Below are 17,769 nucleotides of genomic sequence, written 5' to 3'. Positions count from 1 at the left end.
TCACCGTCCTCGAGCACGGTCAGGGTGCTCCAGTCGTTCGGCGTCGGCCGGCGCAGCACCAGGGTGGTGCCGTCGAACTCGGCGAACTCCGCCGGGTACGGCGCCAGCTCGGTATCCGTGAACGTGCCGAGCGCGGAGACCGGGGTGGCGTGACGGTCGTCGACGGTCGCGCGGAACCGGGACCCGTCGGTGGGCGTTCCCTCGAGGGTCGCGCTGGTCGCTCCCTTGTCGGCGATGACCTTCGTGCGGAACGGCGAGTCGCCGGCGTCGAGGGCCTCGATCGTCACGGCGGTGCCGGGGCTCGCGGGAGCGTCCCAGGTGACGGTGACCGCGGCGCCGTTGGCCGAGGCCTGAACCGCGCCGGGTCCGCCGGCCAGGTCGAGATCGAGCGTGGCGGGACGGCTGCGCTGCCCGTCGTGGCCCACGGCCTCCAGGGAGAAGGTGCCGGAGCGGCCCGCGAAGTCCTTCACGTAGAGGACGTCGCCGTATATCGCCCCGAGGTGCTCGCCGTCGACGGACACCTCGTAGCGGGATACGGAGTCGAAGCCGTCCAGGGTCCAGCCGAGCGTCAGCTCCTGGGTCGCCGGCAGAGCCTGCGTGATCGTGAAGTGGCGGGGTCGCTTCGGGGCCTTCGTCGCCGCCGGAGCGACGGCGAGGGTACCAAGGTTCACCTGCATCTCCTGCTCCTCGTCGGTGTGGAGCGCCACCCCGAGGCCGAGGATCGTGTCGCCGGCGAGGTCGCCGAGGTCCACGGAGGCGCGCACCCATCCGTCGCCGTCCTCGAGGGTGAGCGGGAGCTCGAGCACGATGGCGGGGTCGGAGGCCAGGGTGAGCGCCGCGGAGAGCTCCACGGCGCCCCGGGGGATCTGCACCGTGAGGTGCAGCTGGGTGGAGTCGGTGATCTCGAGCTCGCTGCGGAACAGTCGCAGTCGCGCATCGCCCTCCAGGGTCCCCTCGATGACGAGCGAGGACCCGCCGTCGAAGGCCCCCAGCGGGGTGTAGGTGAAGCGGGGCGCGGCCACGGCCTCGGGGCCGTAGTCGTGGTCGGCCCGGAGATCACCGTCTCCCTCGAACCACCACTGCCAGGTCACGGGCACGTCCTGGATGCCGATGTTGCCCCACTGGACGGAGCTGACCTGTTCGCCCTCGCGCCAGTACCCCAGGCCGTGGCCCGTCGAGAAGCGGGTGTGGAAGCGGGTGCCGGTGAGCGGGGAGCGTTCGACGATGGAGGCGTCCATCCCCGGCCAGGCGTCCTCGGCCGGTGACCCGGCGCCGTCCTCGGTGCCCGTCCACCAGCGGCGGGCACGGTCGTACGTCTCGTGCTGGCGATCGACGTCGGTCTTCGCCTCGAAGTCGGCGTGGGTGAAGTCCGTGCCGAGGGAGGCGACGGCGTTGCGCGGAACGCCGTCCTCATCGAAGTTGTCGCGCAGGTCGTAGGGCTGCTCGAACTGGTACATGCCCGCCTCGACGCCGACGAAGACGGCCTCGCGGGGATCCAGCCCGACGTCCTGGGCGTGCGCGGCGGAATCGGCGAGCATGTCGCGGTTCCACCAGTAGTTCAGGAAGATCGAGTCGGAGACGCGCCCCTGCTCGTCGTTGATCACCCACGGGCTGTTCGCGGCGTTGAACTCGTTCTGGTAGTCGATCGTGCCCTCGTCGGTGACCGAGTCGTACCACTGCACATACATCCCGGCGTCACGGAGCGCCACGAGGAACTCGCGGTAGGTGGTGATCTGCTCGCGCGTCATGGACACGCTGACCTGCTCCTGGTTGATGAAGTAGCCGTCGAAGCCGAAGTACTCGGCGATCCTCACGAGCTGGGTGACGGCGGGGAAGCTGCCGTCCTCGTCGCGCACCAGCAGCTCCGAGTAGGTCTGGGAGCCGCGGTCGTTGTCGGAGAAGAACACGTTGCCCAGCGAGAGCACTCCGTTGCGGTGGGCGGCATCGGTGTATCCGGGGTTGGGGAGGTTGACGGCGCCGAACTCGAACCAGCGCTGGGTCCACTCCTCCTCCGGGCGGTACAGCTCGGGCGGGGTCCCCTGCGCGGCCATCCCGTGCCAGGAGGCGTAGACGTCCGCGTACTGCCAGTACTCGAACAGGTGCTGGGAGAACACGTCGGTGTACGGATGGCTCTCGAAGAAGGCGTTGCCGTAGTCGCCGGCGAGCACGAGCGAGCGCGTCTCGGCGGGCAGCTGCGGGTGCCGCTGGGCCGCGGCGAGCGCCGAGGCCCGTGGCTGCAGCGGCACCCGGGAGCGCAGGAACGCGGCGTCGGGATCGGTCGAGGGGTCCCAGGCGAGCACCTGGTCCGGGTTGTAGGCCCGCTGGGCGGGCTGGTGCGGCCCGGGCGCGAGCTCCCCCTCCCAGGGGAGGGTGTCGCTGGCGACGGCGACGGGTGCCGTCACGCTCGCGGCGGCGACCCCCATGCCGGTGACGGTGGCGGCGCCGACGAAGAGCTGGCGGCGGGAGGGCCGGATCGGGGGGATGGTACGAGTCCTGCGGGGTGATGAGGGCACGGCGGTGTGGGTCCTTCCGGTCACGGGGACGGTGCGAGAGTGCACCGGATCCCCTCGATGTCGAGCTCGGTCAGGCAGTGCGGGTCGGTGGGGTCGGCGAAGACGCGGTCGGCGGGGCAGTCCAGCTGGATCTGCTGTTCGCCGGGCCGCAGGGCGACCCGGCGGAACGCGAGGAGCTCCCGCCGACGGGGGACGCGTGGCCCGCCGCGACGGTGCCCGAACACGGTGAGCACGGCGTCGCCGAGGTCCTCGCCGGGGGCTCTGCCGGGAGCCTCGCCGGAGGCGACGACGGTCGCGGTGATCCGCACCGAGTCCCCCTCGGTGCGCGCCGTGGTCGCGGAGACGCTCCACGGCTGCAGGGACAGACCGTGCCCCACGTCGAACAGGACGGGGTCCGGGACGTCCTGGTACACGCCCGCATCCTGCCGGTCGTTGTAGCGCAGCGGCAGCACGGCGGGATGGCGGGGCAGGGTCATCGGCAGGCGACCGGTGGGCTGCAGCCGGCCCAGCAGGAGGTCGGTCACCGCCTCACCGCCGTGCGGGCCGGGATATCCGGCCCACACGATCGCGTCGGTGCAGGCCACCGCCTCGGTGAGGATGTGCGGGCGGCCCGCGACGATCACGGCGGCCACGGGCACGCCACGAGGCGCGGCGTCCCGTACGGCGCGCAGCAGGGCATCCTGTGCGCCGGGCAGGGAGATGTCGGCGCGGTCCACACCCTCGCCGCCGGTGGCGCTGCCGGCCCGTCCGGCGATCGCTCCGTTCTCGGCGAACTCGTCGTCGTAGGAGCGGTGGCTGGTGCCGCCGAGCACGAGCACCACGGCGTCGGTGCCGTTCAGCGCGGGCAGCTGTGCGGGGTCGTCCGACGCCACGGCCTCGACCTGGACCCCGGGCAGCGCGGCTCGCAGCGCTCCGGCCACGGAGACGGCGGTGCCTTCCTGCTGCGGGGCGACGTAGTCGCCGAGCAGGCAGGGGACGTCCTCGGCGAAGGGCCCGATCACGGTGAGGTGCGAGAGAGCGGACGCCTCCAGCGGCAGCGCGGGGCGCGCGGCGCCCACCCGATCCGTGTCGGTGCCCGCCTCGTCGCCGCGCACCGCGGTGTTCGTCAGCAGCACGAGCGACTCCTCGGCCAGACGGCGCGAGGCGTTCCGGGCACGGTCCTGCGCGGCCGCGAGCCGCACCCGGTCCCGTACCGGCTCCGGATCCGTCGGCGGTGCCAGCAGACCGAAGCGGGCCTTCACGGACAGCACGCGGCGCGCCGCGTCGTCGACCTGCGCGGCGACGAGGTGGTCGTCGGCCGCCAGCTCGTGCAGCGAGGTGAAGGCCTCGTCGCAGAGGGAGAGGTCCACCCCGGCGGCCAGGGCGGCGCGACCCGCGTCGGGAAGGCCGCCGGTCATCCCCGCGAGACGGTCCACAGCGAACATGTCGGCCATGACCAGGCCGTCGAAGTCGTGGCGGTCGCGCAGCAGCTCGGTGAGCAGCTCCCGGTTCGCGCAGCAGGGCACGCCGTCGATGTCGTTGTAGGCGGCCATGAAGCCGATCGCCCCGGCGTGCAGCCCGGCGAGCACCGGCGGGAGGTGGATCTCGGCGAGGTCGTGGGGTCCCAGGTGCGCGGACTGGCCGTTGCGGCCGCCGATCGCCTCCCCCTGGGCGGCGAGATGCTTGAGCACCACACCCGCGCCGCCCTGGCCCAGGTGTTCCCTGTCCTCGCCCTGCATGCCGCGGACGATCGCGGCGGTGAGCTCGGATGCGAGCAGCGGGTCCTCGCCGAAGGTCTCCTCGCAGCGCCCCCAGCGGGGGTCGCGAAGCAGGTCCAGGGCAGAGACCAGCGCGAGGTGCGCGCCGCTCGCGGAGAGCTCGGCGGCGACCGCCCGGCTCGCCTCCTCCAGGGCTGCGGGGTCCCAGGCGGCTGCTGCCGCGAGGTTCACCGGCAGCACGGACCCTCCGAGGGCCTGATGGCCGTGCGGCGCCTCCTCGGAGACGAGCACCCCGATCCCCTGCGGGCTCGCGGAGCGCACCGCCTCCTGCACGGTGGCCAGTGCCTCGGCCCGTTCCTCGGGGAGGATCCCGCCGTTGGTCCAGGAGCGCCCCGACCAGGCGTCGGCGCGCAGCGGGGCGTACAGGCCGCCCATACCCTCCCACCGCTGGATCTCGGCGAGGCACTCCTCGGTGACGGCGAAGCCGTCGGCGGTGCGCCGCAGCGCCGTCCAGCCGAGCAGACGCTGGTTCAGCTGCCCGACCTTCTGCCGCAGGGTCATCGACGCGAGCGCGGCCTCCACGGCGGGGCTCATGCGTGCACCCCCAGGGCTTCGCTGTCGGAGACGGCCGAGTAGCCCCCGGAGGTGGTCTCCCCCACCCGGTGCAGCGTCTCGATGCCGCGGGCGGCGAGCGCGGAGGGGTCCGATGCCGTGAGGGAGGTGACCACCGCGGGCCGGCGGCCCTGGGCCGCGAGGTCGTTCCAGGTCTCGAAGACAGTGCCGCCCGGGGCGGCGTCGATCCGCCGCAGCGGGGCCTCGTCCTCTCCGACGTCGATCACCACGGCCTCGCGGCGCGGGGTCGGGAGCGCGGTCCGGGCGCGCAGCTCCTGGGCGACCTCGGCGAAGGCGCGACCGATGGGCTTGACCGCGCCGTCGGCGTCGATGAGCCCCAGGGAGTACTCCAGCGGCGGGAAGTCGGCGAGCGCAGGGCTCACGTCATGGGAGCACCACCAGGTCACGCCCCACAAGCTGGTGGAGTCCGCGGCGTGCTGGACGGCCTGGGTGCAGAAGGCGGCGGCGTCGGCCTCCTCGAGCACGTTGAGCGGGGCCCCGATCTCCTGCAGCCACACCTGTCGTCCCGCGTCGGCCGCGAAGGCGCCGGAGAGCTCGGTGAGGTATTCGCCGTGGCGCAGGCTCTGCGAGGACATGCCACCGTAGCGCTGGGCGGTGCCGTTGAAGATCCAGGAGTGGATGGCGGTCAGGTCACCGAGCCGGGAGGCGTGGGCGGGCTCGAAGGGGTGCCCGTCGAGGTACCAGATCGCGTCGTACTCGGCGTGCAGGCGCAGTCGCTCGTCGTCGGCGGGGACGGCGTCCAGGAGGGTCGTGATCCATTCCTCCGCCTGTTGGGAGGTGGCGCGCATCGGCGAGGGGTGCGGGTCGCCGGAGAACTGGTTGACCTCGTTGCCGAGGGTCAGCGCGATGTACTGGGGCAGGTCCTCGAGGGCGCCGTGCAGCCGCCGAGTCAGCTCGGCCTGTGCGGCCACCACCTCCGGGTCGGTGAACATGTTGCGGGAGTGCCAGGAGGTCAGCCAGGCGGGGAGGAAGTCGTAGCTGGACATGTGGCCCTGCACCACGTCCACGGCCACGTCCAGGCCGGCCTCGCCGGCGAGCACGGCCATGGTGCGCACGTCGGCGAGGGCCTCCTCGCGCACCAGGGTGCGGTTGGGCTGCAGCACGGGCCAGAAGGGGAACAGGCGCACATGGTCCATGCCCAGCTCGGCGAGGGTCGCGAAGTCTCTGCGCACCTCGTCCCAGCGCGGGCTGAGCCACGAGTAGAACCACCCGTCGCGGGGCACATAGTTCACGCCGAAGCGCAGGGGCGGGGTGGGGTGGATCATCCTTTGATCCCTCCTTGTTCGAGTCCGCGCATGAAGTAGCGCTGCAGGGCCATGAAGAACACGATGATCGGGATCAGCGCGATGATGGTGCCGGCGGCGATGAGCCGGGGATCGTCGTAGAACGTGCCCCGCAGGTAGTTCAGGCCGACGGTCAGGGTGTAGTTGTCCTCGCTGGTGAGGACGATCAGGGGCCAGAGGAAGTCGTTCCAGGAGCCGACGAACGAGAAGATCGCGACGACGGAGATGACGCCCTTGACCTGGGGGACGCAGATCCGCAGGAACCGCTGCCAGGCGTTGGCGCCGTCGATCACGGCGGCTTCCTCCATCTCGGTGGGGATACCCAGGAAGGCGTTGCGCATCAGCAGCACGTTCAAGGGGGTCACGAGCATGGGCAGCGCCACGGCGAACAGGGTGTCCGTGAGGCCCATCGACCGCACCAGCAGGAACTGGGAGATGATGATCGCCTCGAGCGGCACGAGCATGGCGGCGACGAACACGCCGGTCGCCACCGGTCGCAGCCGCCAGCGCAGCCGGCCCAGAGCGAAGCCGGCTGTGGTGGCCAGCACGATGTTCCCGCCGATCACCAGGGCGGCGACCAGGAAGGAGTTTCCCACGAAGGTGAGCACCGGGATCTGCTGGAGCACGCTGGTGAAGTTGTCCAGGGTGGGGTCGCTGGGGATCAGCTGCGGGGGCCGCTGGTAGAGGTCGTCGGCGGGGCCTTTGAGGGACAGGGAGAGCTGCCACAGCAGAGGGCCGGCGAGCAGCACCAGCATCAGCACGAGCACCAGGTAGCGCAGGGCGGTCCCGGGGCGGCGCCGGCGGCGGCGCGGGGCGGCAACGGGGGCGGCGCCGACCGGAGTGTGCTCGGGGGCGCGGGGTGGTGCGGTGGTGGTCATCAGGCCTGTCCCTTCCGGTTCTGCACGACGAGCTGGATCGCGAGCAGCACGGCGAGGATCACGAACATGACCAGGCTGATCGCGCCGGCATAGCCGGTCTGGGCCTGCAGTCCGGTGCCTTCACGCTGGATGAGCATGGTCATGGTGACGACGCCGCCTCCGGGCCCGCCGGTGCCTCCGGTGAGCACGTAGACCTCGCCGAACACGCGGAACGCCGCGACAGAGGAGAACATCGCCACCAGCGTCATGGTGTTGCGCACTCCCGGCATGGTGATCGACAGGAAGGTACGCACCACGCCCGCGCCGTCGACGGAGGCCGCGTCGTACAGAGAGGGGTCGATGCTGGCGAGCGCCGCGAGGTAGATGACCATGTAGTACCCGAGCCCCATCCACACCGTCACGAACATGGCGCTGAACAGCAGCAGCCAGCGGTCGGTGAGGAAGGGGACCGGCCCGGAGAGCACCTGCAACCACTGCAGCAGCTCGTTGACCAGACCGCGGCGCTCCAGCAGGTTCGTCCAGATCAGGCCGACGACCACGGCCGACATCACCACCGGCAGGTAGTAGGCGGTGCGGAAGAAGCCCAGCAGACGCCCCTGGCCGGCCACGAGCGTGGCGAGGACCAGCGGCATCACCACCATCAGCGGTACGACGAGGAGGACGTACAGCGAGGAGTTCAGCAGCGCGGTCGCGAAGCGGTCGTCGTGCAGGAGCTGCCGGAAGTTCTCCAGGCCGATGAAGCTCCCGCCCTGGAGCATGGTGGCGTCGGTGAAGGCGAGCACCAGGGTGTTGAAGAACGGGAAGACCGTCATCACCAGCACGAGGGCGAGAGCGCCCCCGCTGAACAGCAGGGGGACGTACCACGGGGAGCGGGCCCAGTGACGGGACCGGCGCCGGGCGGGCGGCGGGTCGCTCGCGCGCTGCGGGCGGGAGATGGTCGGGGATTCGTGGGTCACGCGGTCCTTCTCTCGGAGAGGCGGCGGTCGGCGCGGGAGGGGGCGCGGCGGCGCCCCCTCCCCTGCCTGCTCAGTCGGCGGTGCCTGCTCAGTCGGCGGTCTCGATCCGCTCGTCCGCGTACTCGACGCTGGCGTCCAGCGCGTCCTGGGCGGACTTGTCGCCGAGCACGGCCTGGCCCACCTGCTCGCGCAGGTACTCGGCGGAGCTCTCGCCGGAGAAGGCCGGCGGCCACCACACGACCGCCTCGCTCACCTGGGCGGCGGACTGCACCCGGATGGCGGCGTCATCGGAGCCGTCGTCCTCGGTGAAGTAGGGGTCCGCCAGCGCCCCCTGGGTGGAGGGGAACACGGAGGCCTGCCGGGCGAACTCCATCTGGTTCTCGGGGTTCGTGACGAAGGCGGCGAAGGCCATCGCCGTGGCGGCGTTCTCGGACTGCGCGTTGACCACGAGGGACTCGATGTACATGTTCGGCGCCGAGTCGGCGATCGCCGGGGCGACGGCGACGGTCTCGTACACCTCGGGAGCGGTGTCGCGCAGCTCCTTCATCGTGTACGAGCTGCCGGGGAGCCAGGCGAGCTGGCCCGACTTGAAGGCGTCGAGCTCACCGGTCTGGAGGGCGTTGAGCGACTCCGCGGTGAACCCTTCGCCCGCGTAGAGGTCGACGTAGTGCTGCAACAGCTCGACGCCCTGCTCGGAGTTGAAGGCGAAGGCGGTCTCGTCCGCGTTCATGAGCTCCACGCCGTAGGTGCCGAAGGTCTCGATGGCCGGCAGGCGCCCGATCATGGAGACCTCGGGGTTGTTCTCGGCCATCACGGCCGCCTGCTCGAAGAGCTCCGCATAGGTGACCGGGAGATTCTCCGGGTCCAGGCCGGAGGCTTCGAACAGGGCGGTGTTGAAGAACGAGGGACCGGTGTTGAGGTACCAGGGGAAGCCGTAGGTCCCGCCGCCCAGACCGCCGAAGGTCATGGCCTCCCAGGCCGCGGGGAGGAAGCCCTCGGCGAGGGACGGATCTTCGGCGGCGAGGTCCAGCAGCATGCCGGCGGAGCCCAGCGAGTAGGCGGCCTCCGGACCCATGTCGACCACGTCGGGCAGATTCCCGGCGGCGGCGTCGGCGGAGAGGCTGTCCTGGTAGCCCTCGGCCGGCTTGTCGATCCACTCGATCTCGGTGCCGGGATGCTGCTCGGTGAAGGCCTCGATGAGGGCGGTGAAGTAGTCCTCGTAACCGCCCTTGAGGTTCCAGGTCTGGAAGCGGAGGGATCCGGTGATCTCCCCGTCGGTGTCGGCGCCCTGGCTGCCGGACCCGCCGACGCCGCAGGCGGCGGTTCCGAGGGTGAGGGCGGCGGCGGTGCCCAGGAGGACTCCGCGGCGTGTGGTGGTGGTCATCTTGCAACTCCTTCGTTGGTGAGGTTCGTGGGGGTGAGACGCAGCGTGGCGACCTGGAAGGGTCGCAGCGCGTAAGTCGCTTCCTCGAGGGGGCCGGGCTCGCTGAGGGCTCGGGGAAGAGCGGGGCTCGAGTCCCCGGCAGCCGGGGTCCCGTCGGCCGTTATCTCGTCGGCCGTTGTCTCGTCGGCCGTGCTCCGCTCGAGCAGGTCGGTTTCGACGACGTGGGCGCCGGCGAGGTCTGCCGCGGGGCGGAAGGCCCCGTGGGCGCGGCCGCCGGCGAGCTCTGCGAGGCGGACGATGACGTCGCCGCTGCCGTCCTCGGCGAGCTTGATCCAGTCGACGACGGCGGCGCCGCTGGCGGGCTCGAGCTGCAGCAGCGGCTCGAGGGCGGGGAGGGAGTCGAGCACGGGCGCGTTGAGCGCGTAGGCCGCGTCGATCACCGTGGGCAGGGGCCCCGGGACCACCGCGAAGCGCATGGCGTGGGTGCCCTTGTCGCTGTCGGGGTCCGGGAACCGAGCACCGCGCAGCAGGGACGGCCGCACCACGGTGCTGCCGCCCTCGCCGCGGACGTCGAGCCCGTAGCTGGAGTCGTTGACGACGCCGACGCCGTAGCCGCCCTCGGCGAGGTGGACGAAACGGTGCTGGCTGACCTCGTACTGCGCCTCGTCCCAGCTGGTGTTCGCGGTGACCGAGCGCTCCACGTGCCCGTACTGGGTCTCGTAGCGGGCGGTGGTGGTGTGCAGGGCCAGGGGCAGCGCGAGCTTGAGCAGGTGCTCGGTCTCGTGCCAGTCCACGTCCACGTCGATCTCCAGCGCCGTCGCCCCGGGGCGCAGCCCGTACGTCACGCGGAAGCGGGAGTCGCCCCGGGTGCGGTGCACGGTGAGTCCCTGGGCGCCGTCAACGGCTGCGCCGGCAGGGTCGGGGGTGAGAACGGCGCCCTCGTCGAGGGCGACGGGGAGCTCGAGCACGTGGCGGTCCACGTCCCAGGCATCCCAGCGCACGGGCTGGTCGCGGAACAGCTGCAGCTCGCCGAGACGGGCGCCGTCGGGCACGAGCTCCCGCTGCGCCTCAAGGTCCCGGAGGGAGGTGACGTGGCCGAGCGCGTCCACTCGCACCCGCAGCAGGCCGTTGTCGAGGACGTGCTGCTCGGTGGCCGGCGCCGCGTCGAGGCGGGGCGTCGGGACGGCGCCGGAGAAGGGGCTCGGCACGGTGGCCGGCGCCGCCGCCTCCTCCCGGTCCCAGGTGCCCCGGGTGGTGGGAGCCAGGCGTGCGGGCGCCGCGGTCCGGGGCCGCTCCCCCGGGGGGTCCTGCGCGCCCGATGCGGCGAGAGCGGCGGCCGCGCGCTGGGCGAGCTCGCGCAGCTGCTGTTCGATGCCGCCGTAGGTCTCGCGGGCCTCGCGGTGCACCCAGGCGATCGAGGTACCCGGGAGGATGTCGTGGAACTGGAGCAGCAGCACCGTCCGCCAGATCTCCTCGAGCTCCTCGCGAGGGTACGCGGCACCGGTGCGGAGCGCGGCCGCCGCCGAGAGGTGCTCGACCGTGCGGAGCAGGGATTCGCTGCGCCGGTTGCCGCGCTTCATGGCGAGCTGGGAGGTGAAGGTGCCGCGGTGCAGCTCGAGGTAGAGCTCGCCGGCCCAGACCGGGGCTCCGCCGTGGCGGGTGTACTCCGTCTCGGCGAGCTCGAAGAAGCTGTCAGGGTCGCGGAGCTGGACGCGGGGTGAGCCCTCGAGGTTCTCGGAGCGGTGCGCGCGGCCGAGCATCTCGCGAGTGGGCCCTCCCCCGCCGTCGCCGTAGCCGAACAGCAGCAGGGAGTGCGAGGAGCGCATCTTGTCGCGGAAGGTGCGTTCGGCGTGGTGGAGCTCCGCCTGGCTGACCTCGGCGGCGTAGGTCTCGGCGGGCGGGAAGTGGGTGAAGATCCGGGTGCCGTCGATGCCCTCCCACTGGAAGCTGTGGTGGGGGAAGGTGTTGGTGTCGTTCCAGGAGATCTTCTGCGTGAGGAACCAGCGGAAGCCGGCCCGCCGGGCCAGCTGCGGGAGGGCGCCGGAGTAGCCGAAGCTGTCCGGCAGCCACACGCCGTCGGGCTCGACGCCCAGGTGCTCGCGCATGTAGCGGGTTCCCAGCAGGAACTGGCGCACCATCGCTTCACCGGTGGGCATCACGGCGTCGGACTCGACCCACATGCCGCCGACGGGCAGGAAGCGGCCCTCGTCGATGCGCTCGCGCATGCGGGCGAAGAGCTCGGGCTGGTCCTCCTCCAGCCAGGCGAACTGCTGCGCGGAGGACATCGCGTACACGAACTCGGGGTCCTCGTCCATCAGGGCGAGGACGTTGGAGACGGTACGGGCAACCTTGCGGCGGGTCTCGCGCAGCGGCCACAGCCAGGCGGAGTCGATGTGGGCGTGGCCGACGGCGCTGGTGAGATGGGCGGAGGCGTGCGCGGGGGCGGCGAGCACCTCGCGGAGCTCCTCGCGCGACGCGGTCGCCGAGTGCGGGTTCGCGTCGTCGAAGGCGCTCAGGGCGCGGTCCACGGCGTCGAGCAGGCGCCAGTAGCGGGTGTGCTGGTCGGAGAGCTGAGCGAGCAGTCCGCCGACCACCTCGAGGTCGCGGGCGAGATCCCAGACCTCCTGGTCGAAGGCGGAGATGGCCGCCGCGCGCAGCTCATAGGGCTGGAAGCTCTCGGCGGTCTCCTTCTCACCGAGGTCCACCACGATGAAGGGCGGCAGGCCCAGCGCGAGGGGGTTGGCGGCCGCTTCGAGGTAGAGGGTGAACGAGCCGTCCTCGGCGAGGAGGCCGTCTTGTGCCCCGGGTCCCCGCAGGCGCAGCCAGCCGTGGCGCGGGTGGAGCGCCTTGACGGGGGTGCCGTCGCCTCGGTGCACGAGCGCTTCGCCGTGCCCGCCCACGGAATGCTCCTCCCACCCCAGGTCGACGGTCAGTTCGACGATGGCGGGCGCGTCAGCAGGGACCTGCCCCTCGACCCGGAACCAGGTGGTGCTCCACGCAGGCCCCCAGGTGCTGCCGACGGTGAAGGGCTCGTACCGCGGGGCCTCGCGGCCCGGCAGGAGTTCCAGACCCAGGGCGTGCCGGGACGGGACGGGCTCGCCGTCGCCGTCGACCTGCCAGGAGGCGAGCGTGACGGGGGCGATCGCCGTGTGCACGGCCGGGGCGATCCTGTCGCGCACCACGCGCTGGAGCCGTTCGAGGGTGAACTCCGGGTGGGTGTGCATGGTCCTCCGTTGGATGAGTCGGCGTGTCACGTCGGGCGGCGCAGTACGCGGCGCACCCTGAGGCGCGCAGGGAAGGGCGCCGCGGCACGTGCAGAGAGGTGGCCAGCTCCCACCTGGACCCTCTTCAGACTAAAGCGCTTTAGTAAGAGAACATTACGGTGCGGCCTTCGGCGCCGTCAAGGCGCACCCCGGAGACGTTGCCTTCTCGTGATCACTCCCGCCCCGGGCGGCCCCATCGGGCGACGGCGCTCCCCCGCCTCCCCTCGAGGAGCGCATCGACGGTCCCTGCTGTGTCCTGCCGCGAGTCCGATCCCTCTGCGGGGAGGTGGCGTGCCGAGAATCCCAGCTCGACGCGATGACCGACGAGTTCCGCCACGCGGGCATCCGCGCCGCCGGCTTCGCGGCCGACGTCACCGACCGCCCCGCTCTGGGGCAAGCGCTCGCGCAGGCGGAGGAGCATTTCGGGTCCATCGACGTGCTGGAGTACTCCCCCGCCCCGACCGTTGCCGACCTGCAGGCGCATCCGCTGGTCTCCGCGCCCCACCTCACCGTCGAGGCAGCACTGCCCCTGCTCGAGACGAACCTCTTCGGCGCGATCACCGCGATCGGCCAGGTGCTGCCCGGGATGCTCGAACGGGGCAGCGGCACGATCCTCGGCACGAGCGGCGCCGGATCCGGGCCGACTGAGACGGGCCTCCGAACGCCCGCGCAGGGGCGGGTCCGCACAAAGTCCGTCGGCTCCGGGTCTACCGTTGACGTCGTCCTGCTGCCGCACGTCGAAGGAACCCTCCCCCATGCCCTGCACCACCCTCCTCGTCGGCCGCCGCGCGAGCGCGGACGGCTCTCCCCTGGTCGCCCGCACCGAGGACTCCAGTGACGGGACCTTCGATCCCAAGCGGGTCGTGGTGGCGCAGCCGGCCGAGCAGCCCCGCACCTACACCTCCGTGATCGGCAAGCGCACGATCAACCTGCCCGAGGAGCCGCTGCGCTACACCGCCATCCCGGATGCGCTGGGGGTCAACGGGGTGTGGGCGAGCGCCGGCATCAACGCGGCGAACGTCGCCATGAGCGCCACGGAGACGATCACCAGCAATCCGCGGGTGCTCGGCGCCGATCCGCTCGTGGAGCACGACCCGGCCACGGGCGCGCCCGGCGGGTTCGGCGAGGAGGACTTCGTGACGCTGGTCCTCCCCTACATCCGCTCCGCACGCGAGGGGGTGGAGCGCCTCGGCGCGCTGCTCGCGGAGCACGGCACCTACGAGATGAACGGGATCGCCTTCAGCGACGAGCAGGACATCTGGTGGCTGGAGACGGTGGGCGGGCACCACTGGATCGCACGGCGCGTCCCGGAGGACCACTACGTGACGATGCCGAACCAGCTGGGCATCGACTCCTTCGACCTCGAGGACGCAGAAGGGCCGGGCCGCGACCACCTGGCGAGCCCCGACCTGCGGGAGTTCCTGGCCACCCACCACCTGGACCTCACACAGCGGGACGTGGAGAACGCGGCGCCCTCAGTGTTCAACCCGCGCGAAGCGTTCGGCTCCCACACGCCCGCGGACCACGTCTACAACACGCCCCGTGCCTGGTCCATGCAGCGCACCCTGAACCCCACGAGCGAGGACTGGGACGCGGGCCTGCCCGGGGCGAGCCCGGACTCGGACGATCTCCCGTGGAGCCGGCGGCCCGAGCGCCTGCTCACGATCGAGGACGTCAAGGACGTGCTCAGCTCCCACTACCAGGGCACCGTCTTCGACCCGTACTCCGCCCGCGGCACCGCGGCGGAGCGCACGGCGTTCCGCCCCATCGGCATCAACCGCCACAACGCGCTCGCGATCCTGCAGATCCGCCCGGACCTGCCCCCGTCCCATCGCGCCCTGCAGTGGGTCGCCTACGCCTCGCTCCCATTCACCACGCTGATCCCGATGTTCACGAACGTCGAGGAAGCACCCGCCTACCTCACGACCACCGAGGCGAGCGTCAGCACGGACAGCTACTACTGGACGGCGCGCATGATCGCAGCTCTCGCCGACGCGCACCACGCCGAGACCCTCCCCGCGATCGAGCGCTACCAGCAGCGCACCCTCGCCCTCGGTCACGCGGCCGTGCACGCGGCGACCGCGTCGGCGTCCTCGGCCGACGACGCCGCGGTGCCCGGCCTGCTCGCCGAGGCGAACACGACGATCGCCGAGCAGATCCGCGCCGCGACGGATGCGCTGCTGGGCGAGGTCCTCGCCACCGCGAGCAATCACATGACGAACCGGTTCTCGCGGTCCGACGGGTGAGAACCGTGGTCCCTCTACTCGTCGCCGGCATCGATCTCGCGGCGGACCCGCGCAGGACGGGCCTCGCGGTGCTTCGCGAGGAGGACCACGTGGTCCGCCTCGACGACGTCCACGTGGGGGCGAGCGACGACGACGTGCTCGCGGCGTTCCTCCCCGCGGCGAAGGCCGGCGTGGACGTGCCCTTCGGATGGCCACGCCGGTTCGTCGATCTGGTCGCCGGGCACCAGGCCGGCGACCTCGAGTCCCCGGCGCACACCGGACCGGACTGGCGACGGGCCGTGCTCTTCCGAGAGACGGATCTCGAGGTGCGCAGGCGGGTGGGCAAGACCCCACTCAGCGTCGCCGCGGACAAGATCGCCTACCCTGCCATCCGCTGGGCAGCGATCGCCGCGCGCCTGCGAGAGCAGGACATTCCCACCCCGCTCGACGGCAGCGGGGTGGCCTGCGAGGTCTACCCGGGCGCCGCGCTAGCCGCCTGGGGATTCGGAGCCCAGCGCTACAAGAAGGCCTCCGGAGCTCTGGTGCGCGGCGAGCTCGTCGACGCGCTCAGCGCCCGGTGGCCGTGGCTGGACTGGGCAGGACACGAGGACGTCTGCGCGGCCTCGGACGATGCACTCGACGCCGTGATCGCCGCGGTGGTCGCCCGAGAGGTGCTCCTCGGCAGGGCGATCGCTCCACGCGCGGAACTCGCCGCCGCCGCGGCCGACGAGGGATGGATCTGGCTGCCCACACCGGAGTGAGGGTCCTCGCCGGTCAGGCGGTCGCGACCCCTACGAGGAACCGAACGGGAGGCCTTTCATCCTGCTGCAGGGACCAGCTCGACGCTGACGATCAGGCCCGGCTCCTGGCCGTAGAAGGTGCCGGGCAGTGCCCACGCGATGTGCTCGGCCCCGGTCTCCTCGTGCGTGGCGGTGCATCGGACCGGTGCGAGCTGCTCGAAGTCCAGGGCGCTCGGGCAGTTCTGGACGGTGAAGGTCCACTGCGTGGTGTCGACCGGGGCATGCCGGAAGTCAAAATCGATGACGGTCTGCATGTCCGCGACCAGCTGCTCGGCGGGGATCGGGTCCATGCCGTACACACCGCCCATTCCGATCGCCGTGGTCTCGTTGTTCCCGTTGAACGTCGCCCACCTGGCGTCCTCGGTGAGCGGCTCGTCGACCGTGTACAGGACTCCGTGCCCTCCGCCCGGGGCGGCGAGGGGATGGGCGTACACGGTCTCCTCACGTTCCGTGCCGTCGAAGTCCGCCGTCACCGTGCAGCGCACGTCGGCGCTCGCGACATAGCGCAGGCCGTTCTCGCAGGACGCCGGATCAGATTCCGGCGACGGCGCCTCGGCCACCCCTCCCAGGTCCTGGACGATCTCGGCGAGGTCCGCGGACGGCAACCGTGTCTCGCCGTCCTCGTCGACCAGTCGCTCGGGCTCGACGACATGGACGAACACCAGTGCACGGCGTTCTGCAGAGCCAAGGACCTCGTCCCCACTGGTTCGTTCCTCCTCGGTCCCGCCGACTGCCGGATCGTCGTCTCCGGTGGGGCCGTCCTGCTCGACGGCCTCCGTCTCCGAAGCGGGCGGGTCCTCAGCGGGACCGCAGCCCGTCAGGGCGATCAGCGTCGCCGCGGCCATGGCGGTCGCTGCCTGGATTCCGCGACGGAAGGATCTGGCGTTCACGAGGTCACTCCAAGGATCGGGGTGCCCATCCTCGCAGATCATCGGCAGGTTCGAAGAGAGCGGGGTCGCCGACAGATGGAGGTGGTCATGACGTTGTCGACACTTCCGTCGGCTCGGGGGCCGGGAGCTGATCAGAGCAGGCGGCGGCGCGCCCCGAGATCTGAGACGGCCTGCGGCGGCTCACACTCCGTGAAGACGGTGCCATCGGGCCCCCCGGCCCGTCCCCTCCGAACGGAGCCGCCCCTCCTTACGCAGTGCATCCAGCACCAGTCGGATCGTCTGGTCGCTGACGCCGGGAAGAGCCGCACGCACATCGCCGATCGCGAAGAACTCCGGGGCGTGGTCCAGCACGAACTCTCGAACACGATCCTGCTTGCTCCCCGTCGAGCGGTCAGAAGCCGCCCCTTCCTCGAAGCGCTGGTACGCATCCGCCAGCAGGGACACGAAGTAGCTGAGCCACGGCCAGACGTCGTGCTCGTTGTCGTGCCACCCATGGGTGGACTCCAGCAGTCGCGCGTAGTACTCATCTGACGACTCCGCGATCAGCTGCTCGAGGGAGACATACCGGCCGATCCCGTATCCCGCCTCGGCCAGCAGTGCATTGGTGAGGACGCGGGCCACACGTCCGTTCCCGTCGTCGAACGGGTGGATCGTGAGCAGGTCGAGGACGAGCAGCCCGATCAGGAGCACCGGGTGGTGGGCGTCGGCGATGCGAGCCTCGCGGTAGTCTTCCAGCAGCTCGTCCACGAACTGAGCGGTGTGGACAGCAGGAACCGGGGTGAACCAGATGCTGCGGGACCCGTCCTCGTGACGGTCGACGACCAGGTTGTCGCTGCTCTTGAGGTTCCCACCCTTGCCAGGGGTCTCGGCGAAGAGCAACCGGTGCAGGTGCAGGATCAGTCCGAGGTTGAGGGGGCGCCAGTCCTCCGCGAAGAGATAGTCGAGAGCGGCTCGGTAACCGGCGAACTCCTGCTCACTGCGTGAGCGGAGGCCGCGTGCCGAGCCGTCGATGATCTTGGCGGCACGGGCCTTGTCAGGCACCAGAACACCCTCCATTGCTGAGGACGCAGTGATGGACTGGACACGTGCCCGTGCGGCCAGCGCCGTGAGCAGCTCGGGCAGCTGGTTCGCATAGAGCTCCTCACGTCCGCGACCGGTGTCGATACGTCTCAGCTGGCCGACGAGCGTCCCCGGGACCGTACCCAGCGTTCGCTCCAGCGGCGTGAACGACTGCATCCAGAACCTCC

At 71.4% G+C, this 17,769-nt stretch carries 12 protein-coding genes; 3 read left to right on the top strand and 9 right to left on the bottom strand.

Features of this window, described 5'->3' with window-relative positions:
- The 7 genes from VF289_RS17305 to VF289_RS17275 form a co-directional block, all read right to left on the bottom strand.
- Positions 1-2,513, bottom strand: a 2,513-nt coding sequence (locus VF289_RS17305) for an endo-beta-N-acetylglucosaminidase (protein ID WP_330885316.1), incomplete at its 3' end; no start/stop codon positions are given.
- Positions 2,514-2,533: 20 nt separating this feature from the next.
- Complete coding sequence (locus VF289_RS17300) at positions 2,534-4,804, bottom strand: glycoside hydrolase family 3 protein (RefSeq protein WP_330885314.1); 2,271 nt, start codon at positions 4,802-4,804, stop codon at positions 2,534-2,536.
- Positions 4,801-6,108, bottom strand: coding sequence for a glycosyl hydrolase (locus VF289_RS17295; RefSeq protein ID WP_330885312.1), 1,308 nt, complete (start codon positions 6,106-6,108; stop codon positions 4,801-4,803). Before VF289_RS17295 ends, VF289_RS17300 begins: the two co-directional genes overlap by 4 nt.
- Positions 6,105-7,004 carry a carbohydrate ABC transporter permease gene (locus VF289_RS17290; RefSeq protein WP_330885310.1) on the bottom strand — a complete coding sequence of 300 codons (900 nt, stop codon included), beginning with the start codon at positions 7,002-7,004 and terminating at the stop codon, positions 6,105-6,107. Before VF289_RS17290 ends, VF289_RS17295 begins: the two co-directional genes overlap by 4 nt.
- Entirely contained in the window at positions 7,004-7,960 is a 957-nt protein-coding gene (locus tag VF289_RS17285) for a sugar ABC transporter permease (protein WP_330885308.1), read from the bottom strand. Before VF289_RS17285 ends, VF289_RS17290 begins: the two co-directional genes overlap by 1 nt.
- A gap of 88 nt (positions 7,961-8,048) precedes the next feature.
- On the bottom strand, positions 8,049-9,344 hold the full coding sequence (locus VF289_RS17280) for an extracellular solute-binding protein (protein ID WP_330885306.1): 1,296 nt from the start codon (positions 9,342-9,344) through the stop codon (positions 8,049-8,051).
- The gene (locus VF289_RS17275; protein WP_330885304.1) at positions 9,341-12,568 is read right to left on the bottom strand and encodes an alpha-mannosidase; all 3,228 of its coding nucleotides are present in this window, start codon (positions 12,566-12,568) and stop codon (positions 9,341-9,343) included. The genes VF289_RS17280 and VF289_RS17275 overlap by 4 nt, the downstream gene beginning before the upstream one ends.
- Before the next feature lie 325 nt (positions 12,569-12,893).
- Between VF289_RS17275 and VF289_RS17270 the strand changes: the two genes are divergently transcribed.
- From VF289_RS17270 to VF289_RS17260, 3 genes are read left to right on the top strand one after another with little or no spacing between them, the layout of a single operon-like run.
- Complete coding sequence (locus VF289_RS17270; RefSeq protein ID WP_330885302.1) at positions 12,894-13,445, top strand: SDR family NAD(P)-dependent oxidoreductase; 552 nt, start codon at positions 12,894-12,896, stop codon at positions 13,443-13,445.
- Positions 13,363-14,853, top strand: a complete 1,491-nt coding sequence (locus VF289_RS17265) for a C69 family dipeptidase (protein ID WP_330885300.1) — start codon at positions 13,363-13,365, stop codon at positions 14,851-14,853. Before VF289_RS17270 ends, VF289_RS17265 begins: the two co-directional genes overlap by 83 nt.
- Positions 14,854-14,858: 5 nt before the next feature.
- The gene (locus VF289_RS17260) at positions 14,859-15,593 is read left to right on the top strand and encodes a DUF429 domain-containing protein (RefSeq protein WP_330885298.1); all 735 of its coding nucleotides are present in this window, start codon (positions 14,859-14,861) and stop codon (positions 15,591-15,593) included.
- Positions 15,594-15,649: 56 nt separating this feature from the next.
- Here VF289_RS17260 and VF289_RS17255 read toward each other — a convergent pair whose 3' ends face one another.
- Both VF289_RS17255 and VF289_RS17250 read right to left on the bottom strand, forming a co-directional pair.
- Positions 15,650-16,522: a hypothetical protein gene (locus VF289_RS17255; protein ID WP_330885296.1), complete on the bottom strand. Its 873-nt coding sequence runs from the start codon at positions 16,520-16,522 to the stop codon at positions 15,650-15,652.
- Positions 16,523-16,702: 180 nt separating this feature from the next.
- Entirely contained in the window at positions 16,703-17,758 is a 1,056-nt protein-coding gene (locus VF289_RS17250; RefSeq protein WP_330885294.1) for a Fic family protein, read from the bottom strand.
- Positions 17,759-17,769: the final 11 nt, after the last annotated feature.

It is taken from the genome of Brachybacterium sp. (assembly GCF_036379615.1).
Classification (GTDB): domain Bacteria; phylum Actinomycetota; class Actinomycetes; order Actinomycetales; family Dermabacteraceae; genus Brachybacterium.
Note: the sequence above shows the minus strand (reverse complement) of the source record. Positions and strands in the feature narration are given on the sequence as shown.

Bases quoted from the DNA above. Each gene is read 5' to 3' on its own strand.
- VF289_RS17300 (WP_330885314.1), bottom strand. From the start codon at position 4,804: ATGAGCCCCGCCGTGGAGGCCGCGCTCGCGTCGATGACCCTGCGGCAG.
- VF289_RS17280 (WP_330885306.1), bottom strand. From the start codon at position 9,344: ATGACCACCACCACACGCCGCGGAGTCCTCCTGGGCACCGCCGCCGCC.
- VF289_RS17265 (WP_330885300.1), top strand. From the start codon at position 13,363: ATGCCCTGCACCACCCTCCTCGTCGGCCGCCGCGCGAGCGCGGACGGC.
- VF289_RS17295 (WP_330885312.1), bottom strand. From the start codon at position 6,108: ATGATCCACCCCACCCCGCCCCTGCGCTTCGGCGTGAACTATGTGCCC.
- VF289_RS17290 (WP_330885310.1), bottom strand. From the start codon at position 7,004: ATGACCACCACCGCACCACCCCGCGCCCCCGAGCACACTCCGGTCGGC.
- VF289_RS17275 (WP_330885304.1), bottom strand. From the start codon at position 12,568: ATGCACACCCACCCGGAGTTCACCCTCGAACGGCTCCAGCGCGTGGTG.
- VF289_RS17250 (WP_330885294.1), bottom strand. From the start codon at position 17,758: ATGCAGTCGTTCACGCCGCTGGAGCGAACGCTGGGTACGGTCCCGGGG.